The following is a 20,185-nucleotide window of genomic DNA, read 5'->3' as shown; positions in this document are numbered from 1 at the left end:
CTGTAATTACGCGGAGTTAATTGTATTTAACACGCGTTCCCAAAACACCTGGGATTTTGTCCTGATTCAGGTCGTCATCACCGTTGCCGAGACCAACAATTGACAAGACATTATCAAAAAAACCTGCCTGCTCCTGCATGACATCCGCATTCGGGCCTTTATCACCGGGGTAAATCTGTTGAAGTTCTTCCCCATGCACCATCTCAATTTCACCTTCAGCATGTTCATCACTGCCAAAACCAACCATGCCTAACATATTATCCATGAAACCTGGTTCTGAGGTTTCCATTTGCTCGTGCTCTTCCGTCAAGTCACCGTTAGGCTCCATAACAGCAGCTTCTTCTTCCGCAGCTGCCGTTTCGGCAGCAAGCTCTTCTGCTTCCAACTCTTCATCCGTTTTTTCGGTGTAACAATCTAAAGCGAGAAGCTGATCATTATTAAAATCATTAATCTCTTCTTGTGAAAGTGTGAAACGATCTCCCATGAACCTGCCACCATAGGTCTCCTCGACATTTACATAGCGCACTTCCCATTGAGAGTTTGTCGCCATACTTAAAAGCGGGTCAGGCGCGTAAACAACCTGCGCACCGATATTATCCCCCCTAAAATCCGCACGATTGGACGGACCTTGAGTATCTATCATCGAAACTGTGATCAGGTTGGCACCTACATACTCACTCTCCAGAAATTTTGTGTAACTCATCAGCATCTCAATTCGCTGTCGTGGCGGAAGAAAATCCGATCGGATAAACGCTGTAACACGCTTTTCTTTCATCAACACAAAGTCTGCCTTATGAGCTACTTTGCAGGCTAAACCTTTTAGTGGATCATCACCAAGTAGCGGCCCTGCAAAAACGATGGCAGCTGCACCTGTTGCGCCAGATACGCCACACAGAGCTATAATAATAATGATTATCTTCTTCGTGAAGAAGCCCGATTTTTTTTCAGAAACATCCTCAACGATTTCAGGATCAAGCTCCATCTGAAGAACATCCCCGCCAACCGGAGGAACTGAGATATCTGTAGAGTTTTCGTCGCTTAAGGCTACAAGTTCACTGTGTTCTGCATCATTATTGTTTTTCTTGTTGCGCTTTAAAAGACCTCGAAACCATTTCTTCTTAAGTTTATCAACTGTTTCATCAGCTACTTCTGACGCAGCAATCTTTGGTTCTTCAATCACCTTCTTCGGACGCCCGAGTTTTTTTACAGGAGTTTTTGTAGCGGTTTTCTTGGATGTTTTTCCCGTTGTTTTTTTTGTGGTTTTGGCCTGACTATCTACAGGCTTCTTTGTGCCTTTTGGGGAGGGTTTCTTCTCATCACCGTCCTTGGCAGTAACATCAACACCTTCAGAATTTGATTTCTTGTTGCGCTTCAGAAAACCAAAAAGACTTCGTTTTTTCTGAGGGGATACATTATTTTCAGTCGCTTCGGCGCTAACAATTTCAGCGTCAAGCTCTTGTTTCTTTGGCTGGCCACGTTTTTTAGGCGCTTGTTTTTTAGCACTTTTGGTACTTTTGTTCTTTGCGGTTGACGCTTTTTTGGATGACTGTTTTTTGCTCGTGGAGCCTTTATCTACAGATGCATTATTGTGGTCAGCGACATCTGATTTAGATTTGGAATTACGGCGTAAAAAATTGAACAAACCTTTTTTCTTAGGCTTGTTTTCACCATCTTCAGGCAATTTACTATCTTGTTTTTTTGCCATTTTTAGCAATCAACTCAACTCAAACGCAACACTTACTCGATTTGATAATAATATATGGACCTTTCTCTTTCATTAACCGTATTCGATACGATCAGCGCTGCAATTTACAAATGATTAACTATTTGACTAGCCCTGTCATTAGACTTTCTCCAAGCTGTCACAGCAATGTCATTGGTGTGGGTATAAAAGAAGGCATCTATTTCTTAGGGTGCAACTCATGACAGATAGCTTTCAATATCGGGCACTTTTTCTCTCAGATATTCATTTGGGAACCCGTGGCTGTCAGGCAGAAATGCTTCTCGATTTTTTACGTGAATATGACGCTGAATATATCTATCTCGTCGGCGACATATTCGATGGATGGCGCCTACGTAAAGGCTGGTATTGGCCGCAATCACATAATGATGTGGTTCAAAAAATCCTGCGCAAAGGTCGCAAGGGAAGTAAAATAATTTATGTTCCGGGTAATCATGATGAAGTTATGAGAAACTATCTGGGAACACATTTTGGCGGTATCGATGTCAAAGAAAAAGACATTTATACTGCGTTAAGCGGAGAAAAATTTCTCATCATTCATGGCGATCAATTTGATATGGTTGTCATAAATGCAAAATGGTTAGCCTATCTGGGTGATTGGGCCTACGAGACAATCTTAAAGATTAATACTTTGGTAAATCGAATTAAACGTCTCTGGGGTGGCCAATATTGGTCTCTGTCACGTTGGGCAAAACATAAAGTCAAAAGCGCCGTAAACTTCATCGGTGATTACGAAGCCGTGCTTAGCTCCGAGGCTGAGAAGGCCGATGTTAACGGCATCATCTGCGGACATATTCACCATCCTGCAATGCATGACGTCAATGGTATTAAATACATAAACACAGGCGACTGGGTAGAAAGTTGCACTGCGGTTATCGAGCACTTGGACGGTACATTTGAGTTGATTGAATGGTCAAAAGTAACGCGCTTGCGCACAGAAGCACGATCAAGCAAGAAAATGCAATTAGTAGCGGGCGGGCGGCAGACTAAAACCGTGTGATCTGGGCAGGCTAGAGCAATATAAGTGGGATTGGACACATTATGAGCAAAACAATCGGCGTTAAACGTCAGTTACAAAACGCAGTGTCGCAAAACCGCGCGCTTTCAAAAACCGGGCTTCAGGAACGCCTATTTGCAAATGCCTTCACGAAGCTAGTTTACCCCCAGATATGGGAAGACCCGGAAGTTGATATGCAAGCGCTGGACATCAAACCTCATCATAATTTGGTGTGCATTGCCTCTGGTGGATGTAATATCATGTCGTATTTAACAATGTCACCGGCATCAATCACAGCTGTCGATTTATCGCCCGCACACATTGCTCTTAATAAACTTAAACTGGTTGCAGCCAAGCACTCTCCAGATTACCGCACGTTTCATGATTTCTTCGTACGTGGCAATTTAAGCTCGAATGTTACAAATTATGAATTCTTCTTCAGGCCACATCTAGATGCACAGTCTAATGCATATTGGAGTAGTCGACTAGGCTTAACAGGTCGCAAAATCGATATGTTCAAGAATGGGTTTTATCAATACGGACTTCTTGGAAAATTCATACGCGCAGCTCACCTAGTTGCCAGGTTACACGGAGTAGACCTGACAGACTTTATACAATGTAGAACACTTGATGAGCAGAAGCGTTTCTTCAAATCCAATGTAGAACCGATCTTTAACAGCCGTCTTATAAAGTTCATTGCGAAAAATCGCGTAAGTCTGTTCGGCTTGGGCATCCCCCCACAGCAATATGAGGAACTAGCAAATGCCGCAGGTGGCGACATTTTGGGAGCATTGAAAGAACGTACACGATCCCTCATGTGTAATTTTCCGCTCAAAGAAAATTACTTTGCGTGGCAGGCCTTTTCCAGAAGTTATAATCAAGATGGGGTAGGCCCGCTACCGCCTTACCTTCAAATAAATAACCTTTCGAAATTGCGTGAACTAACAGATCGAGTGGATGTAAGAAATGAAACATTTACACGTTTTCTATCAAACACCGCCGCGAATACAAAACACGGGTATGTTCTACTAGACGCACAAGACTGGATGACAAATGAACAACTCAACGAGCTCTGGGGACAGATCACACGAACTGCCGCACCGGGTGCACGTGTAATATTCAGGACTGCAGGCATTCCAACTATTTTGCCGGGACGCGTAGATGATAGCATTTTATCTCACTGGGAATATCTGGGCGAAACTTCTACAAAACTAAACAAACAAGACCGCTCGGCGATTTATGGTGGTTTCCACATCTATAAACTCAAGGACAACTAGAATGCTTGCAAGTAGCTCGCAACATCAATCATTGATGAATCATATTTATAGCAAACAAAGACACATATATGACGCTACGCGAAAGTTTTATCTATTAGGTCGTGATCAGATGATTATGGGGTTACGGCCGCCCAATGGCGGCTCAGTTCTGGAGATTGGATGTGGTACTGGGCGTAATCTTGTAGTTGCAGCTGGAACCCGCCGCCGTGCCCGTTATTTTGGTTTAGATATCTCAAATGAAATGCTAAAATCTGCCAATAAACTGATCAAGCAAAACGAGCTTCAAGACCAGATCAAGATTGCCAATGCGGATGCAACAGATTTCAATCCTCAAGAATTATTTGGGATCACAAAATTTGATCGCATCTTTATATCGTATAGTTTATCGATGATGCCATATTGGAAAGAAGCCGTTGACCAAGCATTGATTCACCTTTCTGAAAAGGGTTCTTTGCACATCGTTGATTTTGGCCAACAATCTGAATTACCAAAGACATTTCGGAGCATTCTACGCGGATGGTTAAAACTTTTTCATGTTTCACCCCGCACTGACCTACTTGAGTATCTTTCCCACATCAGCCAAAAAAGTAATCGCGGCATGGTGTTCAAAAAACCATACCGCGATTATACAACCTATTGTGTGATTGGGCCTCAACGTAACTAAAGCAAGGCGCAACTAAGGTGCGACATAATCAGTAATATAGTGAGACAGCGTGCTTTGCCTCAGCAAAAAACAACCATCTTTCAGCAAACAATCCGGCGATCATCGATATAAAGCCAATGAACATAAATAGGCCATGACCTCCAAATTGATAAGAAAGCGCTGCCATTAGAAATGGAATTAGCAAACCCAGAATTACGGATATTCTGCGCAACTTTTTAGAATGCTTACGACCTACTTGGTGCATCATTTCTTTAGTCAGATAATTTTCACCTGAATGCGGCTTTTCAAACAATTTCACTTTACCTAGATGACCAAGGCCTGTTGCCGTTCCAGTGTCAGACCCAGTTTGTGAAAAGCCAACCCCATCTGCATGGCTCCACCAAAGAGCTTTCGCGCCCCATGCAATCATCAAAGAAAGTCCCGCAAATAATGCGGCCATATTCCCCATCATACCATGCTTAGCACCAAAAGTTGCAGCAAGCACAAGACCAGAAGCAATACCAAAAGCAACGTAACACACTGGCGTGAGATTACTGTGCCAGCTAGGAACAGTTTTAAGCTGCGCATAGATCATTGATGTGGCATAGATTGTGACCAGCGATAAAATAGTAATGACAAAACCCAAAGCACCAATGCGCTCGCCTGTTGTCATCCATACAAGTGCATAGATGCCAAACAACATGAGCGTCACAACAGCTAAGACACCCTCACGCGATAGCCAAGAAGAACGCCACTGCGAGAATGCTCGCCACGCCCGTTCAGGATGCCCCAAATGAAATGTAGAAGACAAAAGGCCAATGACAGCCAAGCCACCAGCAAGAAAACAAATGAGAAATGCTGAAAGTGGTCCTTGCGGCATTGGCCAACCAAGACCAATCATCGCCATGAAGCCAAAACCGGCACCAGACATTACAGTGAAAAATATAACGGAGATTGCTGGATGCATGACTTATCCCAACTTATCTAAAGATGTTAATGCACGGTCGAGCCATCCCAAAACACCTTTATCTGCAACAACAGCTGCAGGCATTTCAGTCGTCTTTGGTGCGTCAGGGCGTGTTTTCGGGCGTGGAGGCAGATACTTATTAACAGGTGATGTCTCCATCTCCGGCATCAGATTGATACCGCCACGATCTGCGACCATTTTCGACACATCAGAAGTTGGATCAGCAAAATCACCGAAATGACGAGCGCTTGCAGGGCAGGTTTTCACACATGCCGGCACTCGATCAACCTCTGGCAGGTTTTCATTGTAGATACGATCCACACAAAGCGTACATTTTTTCATGACGTTTTCTGTCGGATCCATTTCCCGAGCGCCATAAGGACATGACCACGCGCACAGACCACAACCGATACACATATCTTCATCTACAAGCACGATACCATCTTCACTACGCTTATAGCTGGCACCCGTGGGGCAAACTGTAACGCAAGGTGCATCATCACAATGCAGACAAGATTTTGGGAAGTGAACAATTGATGCAGGCGCATCCTCTGGCGTCACTTCAAAGGTGTGAATACGGTTTAACCAAGCACCTGTTGGACTGTCACCATAGGGGTCTGTATCCGATAATGGAGCCCCATAGCCACCTGTGTTCCACTCTTTACAGTTCACAGCGCAAGCATGGCACCCGACACATATATCGAGATCAATAACCAGGCCTAATTTTTTTTCTGTTGTTGCAGGAAGTAAGGTCATTTTGTCCACTCCTTACCGTAGCTAAGATCCGCTGGCGCTTCATGTCCCGGATTCAGTTGTTGGTCAAATTGCGGTTGGCTGAGTGCTTGTTCAGCATCTGCTTTTTCAACACGAACACGAAGATCAAACCAAGCTGCCTGACCCGTAATTGGATCTGAATTTGACCAGCGATAACCATCATTTTTTGCAGGAAGAAGTTCATTGATCAGATGATTTAGCAAGAAGCCTTTTGTAGCCTCAGGAGAATTAGGAGAGAGTGACCAAGCACCTTTGCGCTTGCCAATGGCATTCCATGTCCAAAGAGTTTTCTGATTGACCGCACTCATGCGACGCACAGGTACTTTGATCTTCCCATGATAGGAAGTAATCCAAGCCCAATCACCATCTTCAAGCCCTGCTTCATCGCAGATTTCACCGGGTATATACATTGGGTTATCGCCATGAATTTGACGCAACCAAGCATTTTGGGAGCCCCAAGAATGATACATCGCAGCAGGACGCTGAGTAAGAGCATGATACGGATATTCATCTGTATCTATGCCTGTACCCTCAAATGGTGCATACCAGTCTGGAAGCGGATCAAAACAATCCTCAATGCGTTTCCGATGGCTTTCAGGAGCCTTCGGCTCCATCTTGCCCGCTGCGCAAAGCTGGAATTTTGCCATTGGCTCAAGATACAATTGGAAAACATTTTCAACAGGCGCATCTTGCATACCCATTTCCACGGCCCAATTTTGCCATGCCATATTCGCATGCTTGTAATATAGCGCCTCCTTCGGCACGTGAGATTCAGAAAAACCACCATTCTCAATATAGCGTTTGATCTGATCAGGGTTTGGCTCACCGCGTCCCGTTTTATCACCATCTTTACCGCGCCAACCTGATAAAGGACCAACACCTGGCTTACGTTGGTGATTTGTAATGTAATCTGCATAGTCTTTAAACTTAGCTGATCCGTCCTCATTTGTCATACCAGGCAAACCAAGACGAGCGCCAAGGTCGAGCAGTACAGATTGAAATCCGCGAACTTCGCGATCTGGTTCAAATACTGGCCAACGAATAGCATCGCACATAGCTTCTGGTTCACTAATGGGGCGGTCCAATAGCGAGATTGCGTCGTGACGTTCAAGGTATGTTGTATCGGGCAAAACCAGGTCGGCATAAGCAACCATCTCCGAAGAATACGCATCAGAATAGATTAGCTTCGGAATAATATATTCACCGTTTTCATCTTTATCGGTGAGCATTTTCATCACACCGTTAGAATTCATAGATGAATTCCAAGCCATATTAGCCATGTACATAAAGAGTACATCAATTCCATAAGGATCGCGTGCATGAGCATTAGGAATAACCATGTGCATCAAACCGTGAGATGACATAGGCGCATCCCAAGAATATGCCTTATCAATCCGTTGCGGTGTGATGCCATCATCTTCAAGCAACATACCCTCTGGTCCGCGCATAAACCCAAGTTGCGGTCCTGCAAGCGGCTTGCCAGCTTCACCGCCGCCATGTGGCGCAGGCTGAGCATGAACCGGACGCGGATAGGGAGGCTTAAAACGAAAGCCACCGGGGCAATCGATAGAACCAAGCAAGATTTGTAGTATGTGAATTGCGCGACATGTTTGAAAACCATTTGAGTGAGCAGCAATACCCCGCATCGCATGAAAAGACACCGGACGGCCAATCATTTTATCGTGCTTTTCGCCCTTCATATCAGTCCAAGGCTGGTCAATTACAATCTCTTTGTCGAACGCAGCTTCTGCTATTTCAGAAGCAATTCGCTCGATCTGATTTGCGCTCACACCAGTCGCTTCGCTGACATTTTCAGGGGCATATTTCTCGTCAGAATATTTGTTCGCCAAAAGCTCGAATACTGGACGAGCTTTGATGCCGCGCTTAACGGACACACTACCTTGAAGATCCGGCTTTACACCCTTTTTATTGTAGGCAACAGCTTTGCCTGTTTTACGATCAAGAACCAGAGCATTGCCTTCTTTATCACGGGCAAATGTGCCGTGATCATTACCATCTGGATTATCAATCACAAGCCATGGCGCATTTGTATAACGGATTAAGTAGTCAACATCGATCTTACCAGCTTTAATAAGCTGATGCACAAGCGATAGGACGAAAAGACCGTCCGTACCCGGTGTAATGCCAACCCATTCATCTGCAATCGCATTGTAACCAGTTCGAATTGGGTTCACAGCTATTGCTTTGACACCACGCTCTTTCAGCTTAGACAAACCGATTTTAATCGGGTTGGAATCGTGATCCTCAGCTACGCCGAATATAACAAAGAGCTCAGTTTTATCCCAATCGGGCGAACCAAATTCCCAAAAGGCGCCACCGAAAGTATAAATACCACCAGCGGCCATATTAACCGAACAGAACCCACCGTGCGCCGCAAAGTTTGGCGTACCATACTGTTGCGCCCACCAGCCGGTAAAACTCTGACTTTGGTCACGCCCCGTAAAGAAAGCCAATTTCTTTGGGTCTTTCTTGCGAACATCAGACAACCAACCAGTCGCCATCTCAAGCGCCTCATCCCATTCGATTGGCTCAAACTTGCCCTCACCACGTTCACCAACACGCTTCAAAGGTTTTGATAATCTGGCTGGCGAGTAATGCTGCATAATGCCTGCAGAGCCTTTCGCACACAAAACACCCTTGTTAATTGGATGATCACGGTTACCCTCGATATATCTAATCTTGGGAACGCCATTCTCATCATCGCGAATGTGAACATTAATTCCGCAACGGCAAGCGCACATATAACACGTGGTTTGACGAATCTCATCGGACACATGCGGTGAGTTTTCTATCACATGAGAAGTCTCAGCCAATTTAAACGTCCTCCAAAAATTTACTGAATTTGCGAGCTTTATTGCAGCAATGACCTTAAATTACAACTAATACAGAGCCATAAAATGCACTGTTAGCAATATTTATGAGAAAAAGAGTCTCATTTTTTATACAATAGAAGTATTTTGTATACTAAGTTAATGAGTTCAAATTTATAGGGCCAGTTGAACAGAATTTAACAGTCAATAGAACAAAAAGGCCGCACCTGACGTATCAAATGCGACCTCTTTCTTTAACAAAGAATGTATTCGACTTATCCCTTGCCTTTCCAAGGAACCAGACGATCTTCCGCCATGCGCATAAGCACATCGATACCATAGCCAATTACGCCAATCAGGATGATACCCACGATAACAATATCTGTTAACTGAAATTTCGATGCAGCAATAATCATCTTACCTGCACCTTTTTCAGCGGCAACCAATTCAGCAGCAACAACTGTGCCCCAACAAACGCCCATAGCAACACGCGCGCCAGTAAAGATCTCCGGTAAGGAGTTTGGCAAGATAACCTTTGTAAGCAGCTGCGTCTTAGTGGCTCCCAGTGAATAGGCAGCATGAACCTTAGAGATATTCACACCGGAAACACCGGCACGGGCTGCAATTGTCATAATCCACAGCGCTGCCAAGAATAACAGACTAATCTTGCCTTGCTCACCAATACCGAACCAAATGATGATCAAGGGAATTAACGCAAGCGGCGGAACAGGACGCATAAACTCAACGATCGGATCAAACCAACCACGGAACCATGAACTAAGGCCCATTGCAAACCCAAGTGGAATACCAAACAGACAACCTAGAGAGAAGCCGAGAACAACACGGATCAATGACCAGAAAAGATTCTCCCAAAGACCAACGCCTTGATACCCTTCTTTAGCGAGCTCAACAAAACGGCTCCAAACTTTCTCAGGTGGAGGTAAGTAGAGTGCCTCCATAGTTAAGCCTGTTTCAGGACGAACTTGCAAAGAACCCTTGGCGGTCATTAAGATTTCACCATCAGCAAACGGAACAACCTGGTTTGGTGAAACAGATACGCCATCAATCGCGGTAACGCGATATCCTTCTTCTTTGCCACCATCATCATTATTCTGAGCTTTCAGAATTTTTGATCGTCGCTCTGAAATAAGTAAAACATCATCCTTAGCAAAACCCGTTGCGCTATTTGTAATGTCCTGAGTTTTTGTTTCCGTATCCCCTTGCGCAACGACAGTTATATAAACCGTCCCATCCGCGGTTTCACCAACCGCATTTGTTGCAGTATATGTGAACGACGATTCGCCCACAAATGGTGGAGGCAATATTGTGAACGGAATTAACTTACTGCCAGTAGCAATGCCCCATAGAACAAAAATAGTAACAACCGCAGCAACTGAGGCGACGCGGTTGGCAGTTACAGCGCTCTCGTCCCCAAAAGTAACCGTTTTAAGGCTTGTATAACCGGTCGCTTTTTCCTTACCTCGACCATATAATCGATGGACATAACTACAACCAGCAGAAACAGCTAAATAGATCCCGAAGATCACAGCTATGCCGACGATCATCCAAAGTGTTGTAGCGATTAGATCAAAAATTTCTCCCAACATTATGCACTCTCCGTCCGGCCCATGATTTCTTCTTCCATATCCCAAATCATGTTCAGGATTTCATCGCGTGTTTTACCAAAATCGGGATGTCGCTTCACTTCACGCAGATCTGCACCAACGCCCATTTCAGCAAATGGTAATTGATATTCTTTATGCACACGGCCCGGGCGTGGCGCCATAACTAACAAACGTTCACCAAGAAGCAGTGCTTCCTCTACCGAGTGCGTAATAAGAATGATTGTCTTGCCTGTTTTTTTCCAAAGATCAAGCACAAGGCTTTGCATCTTCTCACGCGTAAGCGCATCAAGTGCACCTAGCGGTTCATCCATCAATACAACATCAGGATCATTGGCCAAACATCTGGCAAGCGCAACTCGCTGTTGCATACCGCCGGACAATTCATAGATCATTTTTTGACTAAAGTCTTGAAGACCGACAATCTCCAATAATTCTTCAATCTTAACTTTGGTCTCAGCCGCTGGTCGACCAGCCATGCGCGGGCCAAACCCAATATTGTCAGAGACATTCATCCATTCAAACAATGCCCCCTTCTGAAAGACCATTCCGCGCTCAGAGCTGGGTCCAACAACACGATCTTTACCTAGTGAGATTTCACCAGCAGTCGGCGCAAGAAAGCCTGCAAGAATGTTTAAAAGTGTTGTCTTACCACAACCAGACGGGCCGAGCACAGACATGAGCTCGCCTTCTTTAATATTTAGATTGATGTTCTTAAGCGCTTCTACCGAGCCGCCATCAGGCAGCGAGAACGTCATTGAAACATCGTTGATGATCAAACCAGACACTGGTGCCACCTCCGAACTTGAGAAAAGGGGTGCGCGGCGTTAATTTCAACGCCACGCAAATGCATAATCCCAAATTGGATTACATTTTTGAAGCAGCTTCGAGGTAGCTTGCATTTACCACAGCTGAATAATCAGGAAGCGCAGTAATCTTACCACCTTCTTCAAGCTTAGCTGCTGCATTCGTTAGGTATTCAGCAACACCGCCACCAAGCCATTCATCAGAAAGCTGCGTCTCAACAGATGGGAATACAAATGTACCAATCACGGCAGCTGTACCTTCAGCATCCATACCGGCAGCTTTACCAATAGCTTCCATCATAGGAGCCGAATCTGCAGCATAATCCGCATTCATCTTAGCAGTTACAGCCAAGAATTTTGTCAAAACATCGGCATTTTCTTCAGCAAATGCCGTTGGAACAGATGTCACGTCGAAAACTTTACCAACAACAGCTTCTTTCTCCGCACCTTCAATGATTGCATTACCGTGTTGCTTCATTGCACGAAGAGAACCACCCCAGCCGCAAGCCATTGCTAGGTCTGTGTTTGGCTGCGCAAATGCAGCAGCGGAGTCTGACGGAGACATGTCCACGATTTCTAGATCAGATTCAGCAAGACCAAAATGTGCAATTTGAGCCAAGAAACCAGAATGTGCCGCAGTTCCTAGTGGAACGGCAACTTTTTTGCCTTTTAGTTCAGCAACATTATCCTTAGTGATTTCAAGCTCTGAACGAACAACACAATTATCATTATCAGAATATGAAACGGCGATATCGACAACTTGTAAATCTTGACCTGCAGCAGTAGCCACCAAGAACGGTGTCACACCTTGTGAGAACGAAATATGCACATCACCTGATGCCATCGCAGCTGACATTGCAGTACCAGCATCGAAAGACACCCATTTAACTGGAATACCTAGTTCTTTAGCATAAAGTTCATTTGCTTGTGCAAACTGGTTTGGTGTTGGCCATTCCAAAAAGTATGCAACAACAAGTTCATCGAGTGCCTGCGAAGGTGCAACACTAGCCATAAGGGCCATTACACCACCTGCAACTACTCCTGTTACTTTGTTAAATTTCATTTGGTATTCTCCCGTTTGTTTACAATTTTTAGGTCCAAGTTCTTATTATTATTTAATGTTTAAACATTTTGTTTTGAACTTTGAGTCTAATTTAATAACAATTATCTATTAGAAGCAATCAATAAATTGCGAGTAGGTCCAGACGTAAGGGTTGCATGAGCCAGTTGCAAATTGAATAAACGATGTGAACTATTTCGCCAGTCAAGCAAAGTATAGATCGCCTAGTCAAGAATTTCGCTTGCACATTGAGCAAGCAACTCAATTCCCGGTTCAATATTAGCTTCCGAGATAGAAGAGAAACCAAGCCGAAAATAGTTTCTATTCTCCTCTGGCTTGGAAAAAAAGACATCACCCGGCTCAATCAAAACACCCTTCTCCTGTGCTCTTACTGCCAATTCTCCAACATCTAGTTCATCTGGCCCCCTCACCCAAAATGAACTGCCGCCAAAATCTGGCACATCATACCAACCATGAAATCGGTTAGCCAAAGCAAGGCTGAGTGTTTCAGACCTGCGTTGATATGTCTGGCTAAGTTTATTAATCAAAGTGTTGTGAATACCCAATGACAAAAACAGAGCGACCACGCGCTGATTATTGCCAGGCGGATGGCGCAACATAAGGCGACGCATAGCCCGCAACTCTTGAACAAGTTCAGCAGGCGCAACAATAAACCCAACCCGCAAACCCGGCATCAAAGATTTAGATAAAGATCCGATGTAAAGAACCCTGCCACTACGATCTAATGACTTAAGCGCCGGCACCGGATCAGACCTAAAATTGGTTTCATACTCATAATCGTCTTCGATTATGAGTGAATCATTCTTGTTCGCCCAGTCCAAAATTTGTTGCCGCCTCGCAGGGCTCATCGTAGCATTGGTTGGATATTGATGACTGGGCGTTACAAAAACAAGTTCACTTTCGCTCAACTGATCGACACATATACCCTCTTCGTCGACAGGTACATGCTGCACATTATCTGTCCGTAACTGAAACATGTTTCTGATATCTGGATAACCTGGATCCTCAACTGAAACATTCGTATTTTGACGTACTAAAAGATGAGCCATTAGAAACAATGCATTCTGCGCACCCATTGTTACAAGGATTTCATCGCGATTTGCCATGATACCACGCCGGGTTAAAACACGTTGTTGAATTTGCTCGACAAGCATCGGGTCATCTGCGTTAAAGCGATCATCAGTCCACGCGTCTAACCATTTCAAACTGAGAGATTGGCGTATACAGTCACGCCACGCACTAATAGGAAACAACTTTGGATCAACTTGGCCGTAAATGAATGGATAGGGGTACTTACTCCAGTCAGTTGGTTTAACAATGTTGATCTGTTCGGAAGGCTTTAAGCGCAATTTCTTTTGCCAATCCACTGCATTTTCTGAATACCTTATTTCCTCGGCATCCTTAGCCTGACTCTCGAAGAGGTCTCTCCGAACATCTGGGGAGACATAAAACCCAGACCTTTCACGCGATACTAAATACCCATCTGCAGTCAGAGCCTGATAGGCGAGCATCACTGTATTGCGTGAAACCTTTAACCGTTTAGCCATCACACGTGTTGATGGAACTGGCGCATCCGCGGGCAACTGTCCAGCCAACATTGCCGATACAAGCATCTCACGAATTTGTGTTTGCAACGATTTTGGCTTCTCTCGTTCGACCTGAAATAAACTATAGCGCATAAGCACTCCTCACCTCTTCTGGGTTAAACATAAAGGTATTCTGGCACTATATGCAAGTTTCATTGGATCTAAAAAATCAAGTTCTGTGAAAAAACTTCACTAAGAGCTAGTATTTTAAATAATTTTCTTGCAAAAAATACAGAAAAATGAAATTATTATAATAAATTTCATTTAGAGGTTTTCCATTGGAACATTCATATCTGGTTTTAGATAGCAAAGAGAACACCGTTGGCGCCGATATCAGAGCACTAAGAAAGTCGCGCGATATACGCCTTATACAGCTTGCAGCAGAGCTTGGGCGTTCGACTGGCTGGCTTAGTCAAATTGAACGCGGGCAAACGGAACCTGCAATTTCTGATCTCCGCAATATCGCTACATATTTTGATATGCCACTTAGCTTCTTCTTCAGGAATGAGCAGGCAGCAGAAGGTGAGCAAGGTTTTATCGTTCGTAAGTCAACACGCGGCACGCTTGGCTCACGTATGAGCGGACTTGTGGAGGAACTTTTGTCCCCTCACCTTTCCGCAGACTTTGAAATGTTGCGATCAGAATTTGAAGGCGGAGCAAAGAGTGATTGGATCAATGCGCGCCCCACCCAAGAAGGCGGCTATATTATTAAAGGGCGACTTAATCTTTGGGTGAATGATAATAAATTTGAACTATTTGAGGGCGATAGCTTCCAATTTCAAAACGAAAAATACAGGTGGGAAAACCCAACAGAAACGACAACCATCGCATTCTGGGTTGTCTCCCCATCTATATATTAAAGCAATAGAGGACAGAATGTCAGATTTTCCAACAACAGCAAGAGTGGTCATTATCGGTGGCGGCGCGATCGGTGTCTCAACCCTATATCATCTTGGTAAAGCCGGATGGACCGATTGTGTTCTTCTGGAAAAGAACGAGCTAACTGCCGGCTCCACATGGCATGCTGCAGGTAACTGCCCGAATTTTGCCGGTTCATGGGCTGTTATGCACATGCAGCGTTATGGTTTGGAGATGTATCGTGGACTAGCGGATGAAGTCGATTATCCAATGAACTACAATGTGACTGGCGCATTACGCTTAGCACATACAAAAAATCGTATGATGGAATTTGAGCGCGTCGCCAGCATGGGACGCTATCAGGGTTTGCAGATGGATATTTGCACACCGCAAGACATGCTCGAATTTTGCCCATTCATGGAAACGCACGACCTTGCGGGTGGTCTTTGGGATCCGCTTGATGGTGATATTGACCCGGCACAGTTAACACAAGCCCTTGCAAAAGGTGCCCGCGAAACGGGGCAAAACATCATCCGTTTCACTCCAGTTACCAATGTATCACGGGATGGAGACGAGTGGATTGTTCACACTGATAAAGGTGATATTCGTTGTGAATTCGTCGTCAATGCTGCCGGTTATTATGCGCAACGCGTTGGAGAATGGTTCAAACCATATGGTGGGCGTCATGTGCCGCTAACGGTTATGAGCCATCAATATTTCCTCACAAGTGAAATTCCGGAGCTGGAAGCTTGGACGAAAGAAAATGGCAAAAAAATGCCAATGATCCGCGATGTGGATACATCATATTATCTTCGGCAGGATAAGCATGGTTTAAACCTTGGACCTTACGAGCGCAATTGTAAGGCACACTGGATCACACCGGACGATCCAATGCCTGATGATTTCTCATTCCAGCTTTATCCTGATGATCTTGATCGTCTAGAATATTACATAGAAGACGCAATGGAGCGCGTACCCATCCTTGGCACACAAGGCGTAGAACGGGTTATCAACGGCCCAATCCCCTATTCACCAGATGGTCTTCCGCTCCTTGGCCCAATGCCCGGCGTAAAGAATGCCTTTGAAGCGCATTCATTTACATTCGGCATTGCCCAGGCTGGTGGCGCAGGCAAAGTTATGGCGGAATGGATCACCGAAGGCGAAACTGAGTGGGACATGTGGGCGGTCGATCCGCGTCGTTTCACTGAACATGCCGATCAAGACTATTGCAACAAAAAGGCCATGGAAACTTACGGCCACGAATATGCAATGCATTTTCCGCACCATGAATGGCCCGCTGCTCGTGATAAAAAGCTTTCACCAAACCATCAACGTCTTCTTGCTGATGGCGGCCAAATGGGTGCCTATAACGGTTGGGAACGTGCCAACTGGTTTGCCAAAGATGGCGATGACACATCCGAAGAAGGAACTGAAACTTGGGCACGAAAGGGTTCTTGGACACACCGAGTTAAAGAAGAAGTTGAAAATGTGCGCGATAATGTCGGCATACTCGATATGCCGGGTTTCTCTCGCTATACACTCAAAGGTGACGGTGCGGCTGAATGGCTCCGCAACCAGGTTGCAGGTGCCTTACCAAAAACTGGCCGCATGAACCTTGGTTACTTCTCTGACACCCAAGGCCGCATTGTCACAGAAGTCACAATCATCCGCTGGGGCGAAGATGATTTCTGGCTCATGACGGCTGCCATTGCGCAATGGCATGATTTCGAATTCTTATCAAAATCATTACCTGCAGATGGTTCAATCGAGCTAACCGATATAACGGATAAGTGGTCCGTTAATCTGGTAACAGGTCCAAAGTCACGCGATGTCATCGCTAAACTAGCGCCTGATGCCGACCTCACAACAGGCTGGCTAACTATTCAAGATAGCGAAATAGCTGGGAAATCTGTGAAACTTCTTCGCATCTCATTTGCTGGCGAACTAGGTTGGGAAGTCCACTCGCTGTTTGAAGATAATGCAACAGTTTACACCGCTATCCGCGATGCAGGTGCTGAACCGTTTGGCATGTTTGCACTCGATTCTATGCGTATTGAGAAAGGCTACCGGACTTGGAAAGGTGACCTCTCAACAGACTATACGTTGCTCGAGGGTGGCATTGAACGTTTCGTACGGCTGGACAAAGCACAAGATTTCCCGGGTAAAGCTGCCCTTCAAGCTGAAAAACAACAGGGTTCCCAAAAAGGTTTTGTGACTTTGATTGTTGAAGCTGGCGATTGCGATGCACCTTACATGTCAACAGTTTGGCATGGCGACGAAATTGTTGGCGAAACAACATCGGGCAACTGGGGATATCGCGTGAACAAGTCTATCGCGCTAGGCGTTGTCCGAATTGATTTTACTGCACCCGGAACTGAGCTGGAAGTTGAGATTTTTGGGGAGCGTTGCAAAGCGATTGTTCAAGAAGATTTGCCACTTTGGGATGCCAATAACGAAAGAATTCGGGCCTAAGCCTGAACGGGGAGAATTGTTATGAGCCTACCTAAAAAAGCCCGCGTTGTTATTGTCGGCGGCGGTGTTATCGGTTGTTCCGTTGCCTATCACCTGGCCAAACTTGGTTGGAAAGATATTGTGTTGCTTGAGCGTAAGCAACTCACATCCGGTACAACATGGCATGCTGCTGGTCTGATTGCGCAACTACGCGCATCAATCAACACGACAAAACTGGCCAAATACAGTCAGGAACTTTATGGATCGCTGGAAGAAGAAACAGACGTTGCAACAGGTTTTCGGCGCTGTGGCTCTATCACAGTTGCTCTAACAGAGGATCGCAAAGAGGAGATATTTCGCCAAGCAGCAATGGCGCGCGCCTTTGGTGTTGAAGTTGAAGAAATTACACCCAATGAGGTAAAAGAACGTTATGAACACCTCAATGTTGATGATGTTCTAGCTGGTGTTTATCTGCCAAAAGATGGACAAGGCGATCCTGCAAACATCGCACTTGCACTTGCAAAAGGAGCTCGACTTAAAGGTGCTTTGATCAAAGAAAACGTTAAAGTCACAGCTTTTGCAAAAGACGGAAAACGTGTCACTGGCGTTGCCTGGGAAATGGAAAATGAAACAGGCCTCATTGAAGCCGAGCACGTCGTTAATTGCGCAGGCATGTGGGGTCATGAAGTTGGCAAAATGGCCGGAGTGAATGTTCCGCTTCATGCCTGCGAACATTTTTATATTGTTACAGAAAACATTACTGACCTAAAACAACTACCCGTCCTCCGCGTTCCAGACGAATGTGCATACTACAAGGAAGATGCAGGCAAATTGCTGTTAGGTGCCTTTGAACCAAATGCAAAACCCTGGGGTATGGATGGCATTCCCCACGACTTCGAATTTGATCAACTCCCAGAGGATTTCGATCACTTCGAGCCTATTTTGGAACAGGCTGTTAATCGCTTACCACTATTGGCAGAAGCCGGTATTCATACATTTTTCAACGGCCCAGAAAGCTTTACGCCAGATGATTCCTATCATTTAGGTTTAGCTCCTGAATGTGATAACTTTTGGGTGGCAGCAGGTTTCAACTCAATCGGGATTCAATCCGCTGGTGGAGCAGGCATGGCACTCGCCGCATGGATGGATACAGGCGAAAAACCATTTGATCTCGGCGATGTAGACATCTCCCGTATGCAGCCGTTCCAAGGTAATAAAACCTATCTTTATGAACGCTCTAAGGAAACACTTGGTCTGCTATACGCAGATCACTATCCATTCCGCCAAAAAGCAACCGCACGCGGCATTAGAAAAAGCCCCTTGCACTATCATTTGCATAAACAAGGCGCCGTTTTTGGCGAATTTGCCGGATGGGAACGCGCCAACTGGTTTGCAGATAAAGGCCAAAAGGCCGAATATGAATATAGCTGGAAACGCCCGAACTGGTTTGAAAATTCTGCCCGCGAACATGAAGCCGTCCGCACAAATGTCGGCATGTATGACATGACATCGTTTGGAAAAATTCGCGTAGAAGGGCCGGATGCTGAAAACTTTTTAAACTACATCTGCGGAAACAACATGTCGGTACCTGTCGGCAAGTTAGTCTATACCCAATTTCTCAACAATAAAGGCGGTATTGAAGCAGATGTTACCGCCACAAGACTAGCAGAGAACTCTTTTGTGGTCGTCACTCCCGCAGCAACACGCCTTGCTGACCAAACGTGGATGGAGCGCCATAAAGGCAATTTCAACGTCGTTATCATCGATATGACATCTGCAGAATCTGTTCTTGCTGTTATGGGACCAAATTCTCGTAAACTTCTTCAAATGGTTTCACCAAATGATTTTTCAAATGATGTGAATCCATTTGGCACGTCTCAAAATATCGAAATTGGTATGGGCCATGCGCGTGTAAACCGCGTGACTTATGTTGGTGAACTTGGCTGGGAAATATATGTTTCCAATGATCAGGCAACCCACGTTTTTGAGACACTGCACAACGCTGGACAAGATCTAGATTTAAAACTTTGTGGACTTCATATGATGGATTCATGCCGAATTGAAAAAGGCTATCGCCACTTTGGTCATGATATCACGTCAGAAGACCATATCTTGGAAGCAGGCCTTGGCTTTGCAGTTAAAACTGACAAACCAAATTTCATAGGTCGAGAGGCAGTTCTCTCAAAAAGAGAAGTTGGATTAGACAACAGAATGCTGTCTTTCAAATTACTCGATCCAGAACCACTTCTTTATCACAATGAGCCGATCCTACGCGATGGTGAGGTTGTGGGCTACCTGACTTCCGGCGCATATGGGCACACACTCGGTGCTGCCGTTGGTATGGGATATGTACCTTGTAAAGGTGAAAAAGTGGCTGAAATGCTCGCATCAAATTATGAAATTGACGTTGCTGGCACGAAAGTAAAGGCAGAAGCATCTATCAAGCCACTTTATGATCCGAAATCAGAGCGTGTGAAGGATGACTTGAGTAACAGCCAAACAAAAAGCAACATATGAGAGTATTTATTTGATGCTGAGCCTTATAAATCTA

Annotated in this window: 14 protein-coding genes; 6 read left to right on the top strand and 8 right to left on the bottom strand. The window is 45.0% G+C overall.

From position 1 onward, the window contains the following. Positions 1–16: 16 nt before the first annotated feature. On the bottom strand, positions 17–1,705 hold the full coding sequence (locus AB2J24_RS09385) for a hypothetical protein (protein WP_367385285.1): 1,689 nt from the start codon (positions 1,703–1,705) through the stop codon (positions 17–19). Between the two features lie 217 nt (positions 1,706–1,922). On the opposite strand from AB2J24_RS09385, the gene AB2J24_RS09380 reads away from it, so the two are divergent. The 3 genes from AB2J24_RS09380 to AB2J24_RS09370 are packed head-to-tail and all read left to right on the top strand — an operon-like array spanning position 1,923 to position 4,679. Then, positions 1,923–2,741, top strand: coding sequence for a UDP-2,3-diacylglucosamine diphosphatase (locus AB2J24_RS09380; RefSeq protein WP_367385284.1), 819 nt, complete (start codon positions 1,923–1,925; stop codon positions 2,739–2,741). A 41-nt stretch (positions 2,742–2,782) separates the two neighbouring features. Next, positions 2,783–4,015, top strand: coding sequence for a DUF3419 family protein (locus AB2J24_RS09375; RefSeq protein WP_367385283.1), 1,233 nt, complete (start codon positions 2,783–2,785; stop codon positions 4,013–4,015). 1 nt (position 4,016) lies between these two features. After that, a complete protein-coding gene (locus AB2J24_RS09370) occupies positions 4,017–4,679 on the top strand; it encodes a class I SAM-dependent methyltransferase (protein WP_367385282.1) in 663 nt (220 codons plus the stop codon). Between the two features lie 28 nt (positions 4,680–4,707). Here AB2J24_RS09370 and AB2J24_RS09365 read toward each other — a convergent pair whose 3' ends face one another. From AB2J24_RS09365 to AB2J24_RS09335, 7 genes are all read right to left on the bottom strand, one after another. Next, positions 4,708–5,625: a dimethyl sulfoxide reductase anchor subunit family protein gene (locus tag AB2J24_RS09365; protein ID WP_367385281.1), complete on the bottom strand. Its 918-nt coding sequence runs from the start codon at positions 5,623–5,625 to the stop codon at positions 4,708–4,710. Positions 5,626–5,628: 3 nt separating this feature from the next. After that, positions 5,629–6,381, bottom strand: coding sequence for a 4Fe-4S dicluster domain-containing protein (locus AB2J24_RS09360; protein ID WP_162653135.1), 753 nt, complete (start codon positions 6,379–6,381; stop codon positions 5,629–5,631). Beyond that, on the bottom strand, positions 6,378–9,161 hold the full coding sequence (locus AB2J24_RS09355) for a molybdopterin oxidoreductase family protein (protein ID WP_420883642.1): 2,784 nt from the start codon (positions 9,159–9,161) through the stop codon (positions 6,378–6,380). Before AB2J24_RS09355 ends, AB2J24_RS09360 begins: the two co-directional genes overlap by 4 nt. A 344-nt stretch (positions 9,162–9,505) precedes the next feature. Further along, the gene (locus AB2J24_RS09350) at positions 9,506–10,837 is read right to left on the bottom strand and encodes an ABC transporter permease (protein ID WP_367385279.1); all 1,332 of its coding nucleotides are present in this window, start codon (positions 10,835–10,837) and stop codon (positions 9,506–9,508) included. Continuing rightward, a complete protein-coding gene (locus AB2J24_RS09345; RefSeq protein ID WP_162653137.1) occupies positions 10,837–11,640 on the bottom strand; it encodes a taurine ABC transporter ATP-binding protein in 804 nt (267 codons plus the stop codon). Before AB2J24_RS09345 ends, AB2J24_RS09350 begins: the two co-directional genes overlap by 1 nt. A 79-nt stretch (positions 11,641–11,719) precedes the next feature. Then, on the bottom strand, positions 11,720–12,721 hold the full coding sequence (locus AB2J24_RS09340; RefSeq protein WP_174244225.1) for an ABC transporter substrate-binding protein: 1,002 nt from the start codon (positions 12,719–12,721) through the stop codon (positions 11,720–11,722). A gap of 221 nt (positions 12,722–12,942) precedes the next feature. Next, on the bottom strand, positions 12,943–14,418 hold the full coding sequence (locus AB2J24_RS09335) for a PLP-dependent aminotransferase family protein (RefSeq protein ID WP_162653138.1): 1,476 nt from the start codon (positions 14,416–14,418) through the stop codon (positions 12,943–12,945). Between the two features lie 185 nt (positions 14,419–14,603). On the opposite strand from AB2J24_RS09335, the gene AB2J24_RS09330 reads away from it, so the two are divergent. Genes AB2J24_RS09330 through AB2J24_RS09320 form a run of 3 tightly spaced genes read left to right on the top strand, consistent with a single transcriptional unit; the run spans position 14,604 to position 20,151 of the window. After that, positions 14,604–15,185 (top strand): helix-turn-helix domain-containing protein, encoded by a 582-nt coding sequence (locus AB2J24_RS09330; RefSeq protein WP_367385278.1) that lies wholly within the window; start codon positions 14,604–14,606, stop codon positions 15,183–15,185. A gap of 16 nt (positions 15,186–15,201) precedes the next feature. Continuing rightward, on the top strand, positions 15,202–17,655 hold the full coding sequence (locus tag AB2J24_RS09325) for a GcvT family protein (protein WP_367385277.1): 2,454 nt from the start codon (positions 15,202–15,204) through the stop codon (positions 17,653–17,655). A 21-nt stretch (positions 17,656–17,676) separates the two neighbouring features. Further along, the gene (locus AB2J24_RS09320) at positions 17,677–20,151 is read left to right on the top strand and encodes a GcvT family protein (protein WP_367385276.1); all 2,475 of its coding nucleotides are present in this window, start codon (positions 17,677–17,679) and stop codon (positions 20,149–20,151) included. The last annotated feature ends 34 nt before the right edge of the window (positions 20,152–20,185 follow it).

Source organism: Lentilitoribacter sp. EG35 (assembly GCF_040784015.1).
Classification (GTDB): Bacteria; Pseudomonadota; Alphaproteobacteria; order Rhizobiales; family Rhizobiaceae; genus Lentilitoribacter.
This window is presented reverse-complemented; position numbering and strand designations above follow the sequence as displayed.